5 protein-coding genes are annotated in these 8,135 nt (G+C 67.3%); 2 read left to right on the top strand and 3 right to left on the bottom strand.

Features of this window, described 5'->3' with window-relative positions; genetic code table 11:
* Positions 1-96: 96 nt before the first annotated feature.
* From F9K34_RS15135 to F9K34_RS15125, 3 genes are read right to left on the bottom strand one after another with little or no spacing between them, the layout of a single operon-like run.
* Entirely contained in the window at positions 97-2,541 is a 2,445-nt protein-coding gene (locus F9K34_RS15135) for a GcvT family protein (RefSeq protein WP_291337943.1), read from the bottom strand.
* Complete coding sequence (locus tag F9K34_RS15130; protein WP_291337942.1) at positions 2,534-3,562, bottom strand: alcohol dehydrogenase catalytic domain-containing protein; 1,029 nt, start codon at positions 3,560-3,562, stop codon at positions 2,534-2,536. The genes F9K34_RS15135 and F9K34_RS15130 overlap by 8 nt, the downstream gene beginning before the upstream one ends.
* Positions 3,563-3,587: 25 nt before the next feature.
* The gene (locus tag F9K34_RS15125; protein ID WP_291337941.1) at positions 3,588-6,032 is read right to left on the bottom strand and encodes a GcvT family protein; all 2,445 of its coding nucleotides are present in this window, start codon (positions 6,030-6,032) and stop codon (positions 3,588-3,590) included.
* Between the two features lie 107 nt (positions 6,033-6,139).
* Here F9K34_RS15125 and F9K34_RS15120 point away from each other — a divergent pair, with 107 nt between their 5' ends.
* Positions 6,140-7,018, top strand: coding sequence for a LysR family transcriptional regulator (locus F9K34_RS15120; RefSeq protein WP_291337940.1), 879 nt, complete (start codon positions 6,140-6,142; stop codon positions 7,016-7,018).
* A 440-nt stretch (positions 7,019-7,458) separates the two neighbouring features.
* Positions 7,459-8,135, top strand: a 677-nt coding sequence (locus F9K34_RS15115) for an inositol monophosphatase family protein (RefSeq protein WP_291337939.1), incomplete at its 3' end; no start/stop codon positions are given.

Below are 8,135 nucleotides of genomic sequence, written 5' to 3'. Positions count from 1 at the left end.
GTTCAGAGCCTCTTCCACCTCAAGCCTCGCTTTCTGTCCGGAAATACTCCTGGGATGGCCGGGCGCAGATGGCCCCGGCCTGCATCCGGGGGCGCGTCACGTCCGCACGCGCGCGCCGTCCGGGTCGTACATCGGTCTCAGGGACGCTTCCGCCGCCACCCGCCGCCCGGCGATCTCGATCTCGTAGCGCGAGGCCATGAGCGCTTCGGCGCTTTCGCCCTTGCAGGGCAGGTAGCCCATGCCGATCGCCGCGCCGAGGTGATGCCCGTAGGCGCCCGATGTCAGGTGACTCACGATCCTGCCGTCCCTGAGGATCGGCTCGTTGTGGTACACCATCACCCCGGGGTCGGAGAGACGGAACTGCACCATCCGCCGCTCCAGCCCCGCCTCCTTCTTCCTGAGTACCGCATCGCGACCGATGAAGGCGGGCTTCGCCGTCCTCACCGCGAAACCCAGGCCCGCCTCCAGCACGTGATCCTCGCTCGTGATGTCGTGGCCGAAGTGGCGGAACGCCTTCTCGATCCGGCAACTGTCCATCATGTGCATGCCGCAGAGCTTCAGGCCGAGGCCCCCGCCCGCCTCCCGCAGCGTCTCGAAGACATGCGCCGCCATGTCCGCAGACACGTAGATCTCCCACCCGAGCTCGCCGACGTAGGAGACGCGGTGGACGCGGGCGAGGCCCATGCCGATCTCGATCTCCTGGGCGGTGCCGAAGGGATTGGCCTCGTTCGAGAAGTCGTTCGGGCTGACCTTCCGCATCAGCTCGCGCGCCTTCGGCCCCATGACGGCCAGAACGCCTTCGGCCGCCGTGACGTCGGTCAGGACGACGTTGAAGTCGCCGATCTGCCGGCGCATCCACGTCTGGTCCTTCGGCCGGGTGATCGCCGGTGTGACCACGAGATAGGCCGTCTCGGAAAGTCGCGTGACCGTCACGTCGGCTTCGATGCCGCCCCGGGAATTGAGGAACTGGGTATAGACGATGCGCCCCGCCGGGACCGACAGGTCAGCCCCGCAGATGTGGTTGAGATAGGCCTCGGCGTCGCGTCCCTCGACCCTGATCTTGCCGAAGGACGACATGTCATACATGCCCACCCCGCCACGGATCGCCCGGTGCTCCTCGGCCGCGTTGTCGAACCAGTTCTGCCGGCCCCAGGAATAGTCGTAGTACCGCGCCTGGCCCGGCTTTGCGAACCAGTTCGCGCGCTCCCACCCGCCGATCTCGCCGAAGACGGCGCCCTCGGCATCGAGCTGCGCATGGAACGGCGTGCGGCGCACGCCTCGCGCGGTCGCCTTCTGGCGATAGGGGAAATGGTCGGCATAGAGCAGGCCGAGCGTCTCCTTCGAGCGTTCGTAAAGGTAGTGCCGGTTGCCCTGGAAGGGCTGGTTGCGGCCGACATCGACGTCGCCGAGGTCGAAGGGCTTCTCGCCCGTCTCCATCCATTCGGCGAGCGCCATGCCGGCCCCCCCGGCCGACTGGATGCCGATGGAGTTGAAGCCGGCCGCGACCCAGAAGTTGTCCACCTCGAGCGACAGGCCGAGGTTGTAGGCGTCGTCCGGCGTGAAGCTCTCCGGCCCGTTGAAGAAGGTGTGGATGCCGGCCTCCGCCAGCATCGGCAGGCGGTGCACGGCGCGTTCGAGGATCGGCTCGAAATGGTCGAAGTCCTCGGGAAGCTGGTCGAAGCAGAAATCCTCGGGGATGCCCGCCATCCCCCAGGGCTTCGCGTTCGGCTCGAAGGCGCCCAGCAGATACTTGCCCGCGTCCTCCTTGTAGTAGGCGCATTCGTCCGGCACTCGCAGAACCGGCATCTGCGAGAGGCCGGGGATCGGTTCCGTCACGATGTAGAAGTGTTCGCAGGCATGGAGCGGCACGTTGACGCCCGCCATGCGGCCAACCTCCCGGCCCCACATGCCGGCACAGTTGACGACGTGTTCGGCCTCAATAGAGCCTGTTTCGCCGTCCCGCGCCCAGGTCACCGCTGTCGCGCGTTGCCCGTCGACCTTGACGCCGGTGACCTTCACGCCCTCGGCGACCACTGCGCCGCGCTGCCGCGCGCCCTTGGCGAGCGCGAGCGCGATGTTGGCGGGGTCGCCCTGTCCGTCGGTGGGCAGCCAGACCCCTGCCTTGACGCCCTCGATGTTGAGATGTGCGTAGCGCTCCTTCACTTCACCGGGCGAAAGCTCCTCGACCGGCACGCCGAAGCCCCGCGCCATCGAGGCGTTGCGGAACAGTTCCTCCTTCCGCGCCTCGGTCAGCGCGACAGAGACCGAACCCATGGTCTTCATGCCGGTCGCCAGCCCCGTCTCTGCCTCCAGCCCGCGGTAAAGGTCAGCCGAGTACTTGGCGAGGCGCGTCATGTTGGCAGAGGCCCTGAGCTGCCCGATCAGCCCGGCGGCGTGCCAGGTGGTGCCGGAGGTCAGCTGCTTGCGCTCCAACAGCACGACGTCGCTCCAGCCGAGCTTGGTGAGGTGATAGGCCACCGAACAGCCGACGACCCCGCCGCCGATGATCACCGCCCGCGCCCTTGTCGGTAGCTCAGCCATTTTTGTTCCTTTCACCCGGAATGAGCACGATCTTGCCCGCATGGCGCTTCGCCTCGAACTCCTGCTGCGCGCGGGCGATCTCGCGCAGCGGGTAGACCTTGGACACCAACGGCCGGACCGCCGCGGTGTTGATGACGGTGACGAGACCGGCGAAGACCTCGGGCGCCTGGTGGGTGCAGCCGAAGAGCGTCAGGTCGTTCAGGTAGACCGTCCGCAGGTCTCCCTCCACGATCGGCCCTGCGATCGCGCCCGAGGTGGCATAGCGGCCGCCGGGCTTCAGCGCTGTCAGCCGGTCGTTCCAGCCCGCGCCGCCCACCACGTCGATCACCACGTCGAACCCCTTTGGCGAGGGCGTCGCATCGCGCTCAAGGATGCGGGCCCCGGCATCGCGAAGTGGCGCGGCCTTGGCGGCGGCGCATTGCGCGGTGACGATCGCACCCTTGAGGACGGCCAGCTGGACCGCGGCGAATCCCACCCCGCCCGAGGCGCCGGTGACGAGGACCCGCTCGCCGGGCGTGAGACCCGCGCGGGTGAGGAGGTTCCAGGCCGTTCCGTAGGCGCAGGGCATGGCGCCGATCTCGATGTCGCTCAGGACCGAGGTGCTGACGTCGTGGAGGTGTCGGGCGGGCACCACGCAGAACTCGGCGAAGGCACCGTCGTACTCCGAGCCGATGGCGCGGAACGCGAGCGGGTTATCGGGCGTCGGCTCCGCCTGGTTGGTCGGGCAGATCACCCGCGCGCCCAGGGGCGGGGTGCTCACTCCGGGGCCGTGCCGGACCACCCGGCCGCAGAGGTCGCTGCCCTGGATGCGCGGAAAGCGGATGGCGCCGGCCCACCCCCCGGCCTCGGGGTGATCGGCCCTGGCGTACCAGCCCTTGCGCGTGTTGATGTCGGTCGCGTTCACGCCGGCGGCCAGGACCTGCACCAGGACCTCGCCCTCGCCGGGCTCGGGGACCGGCAGGTCGTCCGACCACGCGAGCCTCTCCGGGCCGCCGTGTCCGGTCAGAAGGACTCCACGCATTCGGGACGGAATGGGCATCTCTACCTCAGGCCCTGATCCGCTTGTTTTCCGGGTCCCACAGCGGCCGGTCCTCCTGGACCACCGCGCGGGACCGCTCGCCGTAGATCTCCACCTCGATCACGGTGCCCGGCACCGCGAGGTCGGCCCGGAGCATTCCGAGCGCGATCGAGGCGCCGACCCGGTAGCCCCAGGCGCCGGATGTGGTCTCGCCGACGATCTCACCCTCGTGCCAGAGCGTCGACATGTAGGGCGCGTCGCAAGCGCCCGCATCCACGATCAGCGTCACGAAGCGCTTCTTCACCCCGCGCTGTTTCTCGGCCAGCAGAGCCAACTTGCCCGGAAAGTCCTGCGGCTTGTCGAAGCGGATGAACCGGTCGAGTCCGCCTTCGAGGAGGCTGTAATCGGTCGACAGATCGCCCTTCCAGGCGCGGTAACCCTTTTCGATCCGCAAGGAGTTCAGCGCCCACATGCCGAAGGGTTTTGCGCCTGCCTCCAGCACGGCGTCGTAGATCGCCGGGATCGCCTCCACCGGCGCATGGACCTCCCAGCCGAGCTCCCCGGCGAAGGACACGCGGGCCAGGACGGCCTTCTGCCCGGCAACCGTCCCCATTTCATGGCTAAGCCACGGCAGGTTGAGATCGGCCTCGGAGATCCGCGCGAAGAGGTCGCGTGCCTTCGGACCTGTCACGATCAGCGTCGAAAGCTCACGGGTGCGGTCCTTGAGTGTCAGGCCCTTCGGCAGGTTCCGCGCCAGCCATTCGTAATCGTGCCACTGCGCCACGGCGGCGGTGATGAGCGTGTAGTCGTCCTCGCCGTTGCAGGCCACCGACATCTCGGTGACGATGCGGCCCCGGTCATCCGGGAAATAGGCGAGCGAAAGCCGCCCCGGCTTCGGCAGGCCGCCGGCAACCTGTCCGAGAAGCCATTCGCCCGCGCCGGAGCCCGATAGATGAAAGCGCGAGAACCCCGGCAGGTCGAGCACGCCGACGCCGTCGCGCACGGCGAGCGCCTCGTCGCGGATGCGCGCCTCCCAGGGGCCGGCGCGGTTCCAGGTCTGCGTCGCCGCCTCCGACAGGTCGTCGCCCGGCCCGGCGAACCAGTTCGCCCGCTCCCATCCGCCGTAGGCGTCCATCTGCCCGCCGAGCGCCTTTACCCGGTCATGGACGGGCGACATCTTGCGGTCCGGCGCCGCCGGCCAGCGGTGCCATGGGAAGTGCATGGCATATTCGTGGCCATAGACCTCCATCCCCTTGGCGATGCAGTAGTCGCGGTCGGTATAGTCCGTGAAGCGGCGTGGGTCGCAGGACCACATGTCCCACTCCGTCGCGCCCTCCGTCACCCATTCCGCCAGAACCTTGCCCGCGCCGCCGGCTTGGGCGATGCCGAAGGTGAAGACGCAGGCCTCGAAGGCGTTCGGCACGCCCGGCATCGGGCCGATCAGCGGGTTGCCGTCCGGCGCGTAGGGGATCGGCCCGTTGATGACCTTGGAGACGCCGGCGCTCCCCAAGAGCGGCACCCGCGCCATCGCATCCTCGATGTAGGGCTCCAACCGGTCGAGATCGTCGGGGAAGAGCTGGAAGGAGAAATCCTCTGGGAACGGGTCGTCCGGCCGTACCCAGTGGGCGCGGCAGTTGCGTTCATAGGGGCCGAGGTTGAAGCCGTACTTCTCCTGCCGGAGATAGTATGAGGTATCGACGTCGCGCAGGAGGGGCAGCTTCTGCCCGGCATGCTGCGACCACGCCTTCACCTCGGGCACTTCCTCGAACAACAGGTACTGGTGGCTCATCACCATCATCGGCAACGTGCGGCCACCGAAGGGCCTGAACCATTCGCCAACCTTCTGCGCATAGTATCCGGCGGCATTCACCACGAACTCGGCGCGGATAGAGCCTTTTTCGGTATGCACGATCCATTCGCCGTCGGTGCGGCTCACGCCGGTTGCCGGGGTGAATCGCAGGATCGTGGCGCCCATGTCGCGCGCGCCCTTGGCCAGCGCCTGCGTGAGTTGCGCAGGGTCGATGTCGCCGTCAGCCGGGTCGTAGAGCGCGCCCTTCAGGTCATGCGTCTCGAGGAACGGATACTTGCCCCTGATCTCGTCGACGCCGAGCACCTCGATGTCCATACCCTGATAGCGGCCCATGCCCCGCGCGCGGGCGAATTCCTGCATCCGTTCCTTCGAATGTGCGAGCCGGATCGAGCCGGTGACATGGTAGTTCATCGGATAGTCGACCGCCGCGCCCAGACCGCGGTAGAGCTCGGTCGAATAGCGCTGCATGTTCATCAACGACCACGAGGTCGAGAAGGTGGGCACGTTGCCCGCCGCGTGCCAGGTGGACCCGGCGGTCAGCTCGTTCTTCTCCAGGAGGACGCAATCCGTCCAGCCTGCCTTGGCAAGGTGGAACAGCGCAGAGACGCCCACCGCGCCGCCGCCGATGATCACCACGCGTGCCGTCGCCGGAATCTCGGCCATCTGCGCCCCCCGCTTGCCTTTGCCGGCCGGAGTATCGGCGCGCGAGGACTTGCTTTCAATTCGTCTTGGCCGGCATTATTGATCGGACTATCCGATCAGGGCCACCAATGCAGATCGAGCTGATCCAGACCTTTCTCGACCTCTCCGAGACACGGAGCTTCAACCGCACCGCCGAAAGGCTCTCGGTGACGCAATCGACGGTCTCGGGCCGCGTCAACGCTCTGGAACGGGCGCTCGGCCAGCGGCTTTTCAGTCGTTCGCGCGCGGGAACGGAACTCACGACCGCGGGGCTCCGTTTCGCTCCCCATGCCCGCGCACTGCTCCATGCCTGGACCGAGGCGCGTCATGCGGTCGGCGACTCCGGCGGCGTCCTGTCGATGCGCATCGGCATCCAGAGCGATCTCGTCACCATGCATTTCAACGAGTTGATCGGCGACTTCCGCGCAGCGCTTCCCGGCACGGCGTTCCTGTTCGAGGCCGACTATTCCGCGCAGATGTGTGCGGACCTGATGACCGGGGCCGAGGACTTCGCCATCCTCTTCAGTCCGCGCTACCACGTCGACCTGCACTTCGAGACGGTGGGCGAAATCGCCTACGTGATGGTCTCGACCGAGGCCGACCGGCTCGCCGCGGTGCGACAGGAAACCTACATCATGCCGCACTATTCCTATGCGATGCCCACGCTGCACGCAGCCCTGCACCCGACCCTCGCCACGGCGAGCCTGTCAATCGGGCAGAACTCGGCGATGGTGGCGCTCCTCCGCTCGCTGGGCGGCACCGCCTATGTCCTGAGAAACTCGGCTGACGAACTGGTGCGCGACGGGCTTTGCCGCATGGTTGACGATGCTCCGCCCATTCCCCAGCCGATCTTCGCCGGCCTCCACGTCCGCAACCGTCATCGCTCCGCCCACCGGCGTCTGCAACAGATCGTGCGGGCCCGCTTCGGCCCGGTATCCGCGTCGCTGGCTCGACGCCGGGTCGGCTAGGTGTGAAGTCTCAGGGCATTCATCCGAAACGGGGGTTAGGCTGCAATCGCCGGACTCCAGCCGAGGACTCCGCATGATGAGCGACCCGCAGCAAGGTGCCCGCCTTCGGGTTTCCCGTCGAGAGTACATTGTCGCGGGCGTTGCTGCGGAAGAGAAGGCCGCCGAGGTGGCGGCAACTCGCAGAGAGGCCGGAGCGTGGCACCCCGCCAGAGAAGCCCCACAGGCCACCACCGGCGACAGATGGACAGACCGGTTGCGGGCCGCGGATGCCAAGACGGGCCGGCACGCAACGCATCGCTTCTTGCCGCACGGGGCCGGATGGGATTGGCATGCCGGCCGGACCGAAGACGGCTGACCTGTGCCTTGACAGCCGCATCGGCTCAATTCCCCTTTCCGATAGAGGGTGTTACGTTCTGACCGACCCAATGGATGGACGCCAGATGACCGACCTCGCGAACCGCTACGCCGCCGCCCGCCGCATCGCCACCGACGTCGGCACCATGGCGCTGGAGTATTTCCGGAAACGGGATGCGTTGACCATTGATGTGAAGGGGCATCAGGATTTCGTGTCCGAGGCTGACACGAATGTCGAAATCGCCGTGCGGGCGGCCTTGGCACGGGCCTTCCCAGAAGACGGAGTCGTCGGCGAAGAGGGTGTGCCCACGTCGGGGGCCAGCGGATATACGTGGGTGATCGACCCGATCGACGGCACGACGAACTTCATCAACGGCATTCCTCAATGGTGCGTGATCATCGCCTGCGTCCATCAGGGTCAGACGGTGATCGGCGTGGTGCATGACCCGGTGCACGAGGAACTGCACCATGCCGTGGCTGGCGGAGGGGCCTTCTGCAATGACCGTCCGATCCATTGTTCGCCCAAGACCAGCTTGCGCGAAGGCTCGCTGGGCGTCGGGTTCTCGGGGCGGACGAATATCGAAGGCATCAAGCGGCTGGTCAACTTGTCCTGCGACGCAGGGACGGTCTTCTGGCGCAACGGCTCGGGCGGGCTGTCTCTGGCCTATGTGGCGACCGGGCGCATCCTCGGCTACGTCGAGGAACACATGAACGCGTGGGACTTCCTGGCCGGGCACCTTATCGTGGCCGAGGCAGGGGGGCG

It is taken from the genome of Albidovulum sp., from assembly GCF_008933605.1.
Lineage (GTDB): Bacteria > Pseudomonadota > Alphaproteobacteria > Rhodobacterales > Rhodobacteraceae > Albidovulum.
The sequence above is the reverse complement of the archived record's forward strand: the minus strand, read 5'-3'. Positions and strand labels throughout refer to the sequence as shown.